Origin of the sequence: Priestia sp. SIMBA_032, from assembly GCF_046535215.1 — a bacterium.
In the GTDB taxonomy this organism is placed as follows: domain Bacteria; phylum Bacillota; class Bacilli; order Bacillales; family Bacillaceae_H; genus Priestia; species Priestia aryabhattai.
On record NZ_JAWRXD010000191.1, the window covers coordinates 1 to 397 of the forward strand.

The following is a 397-nucleotide window of genomic DNA, read 5'->3' on the forward strand; positions in this document are numbered from 1 at the left end:
GGTACTAAATATAAAACTCCCTTTTCATTTTGTTGAAAGCTTTTTTGTTGCCACATAGCGTTCTCCTTTTTGCATATATGCCTCTTTTTGTTTTCTCGTTAATTGCTTAAAGTAATACTCCGCTTGCATAGCTGTACGTTTATCATCATGGGTCTCTACATATTTTAAAACGACAGGAAGCCTGACGCGTGTATACTTAGCTCCTTTGCCGCTATTATGAGTCTGTATTCGTTTTTCTATATGGTTTGTATATCCAGCATAATAACTTCCATCAGAGCACTCTACCACATAAAAAAAATGCTTATTCTTCTCCATATAAAATTGAACGTATCTCCTTTGTATATTCGTTATTGTTCTCATATACAACGAGAGGTGGTAAAATTTTTAAATCTGCATT

General features: G+C 34.0%; 1 protein-coding gene and 1 pseudogene. Both read right to left on the reverse strand.

The annotated features are described in order from the left end of the window. Window positions 1-24 precede the first annotated feature (24 nt). Window positions 25-315, reverse strand: coding sequence for a GIY-YIG nuclease family protein (locus SB717_RS33955; protein WP_000414350.1), 291 nt, complete (start codon window positions 313-315; stop codon window positions 25-27). After that, a pseudogene (locus SB717_RS33960) lies at window positions 302-397 on the reverse strand (SAM-dependent methyltransferase); the annotation flags it as partial. The gene SB717_RS33955 and the pseudogene SB717_RS33960, both read right to left, overlap by 14 nt.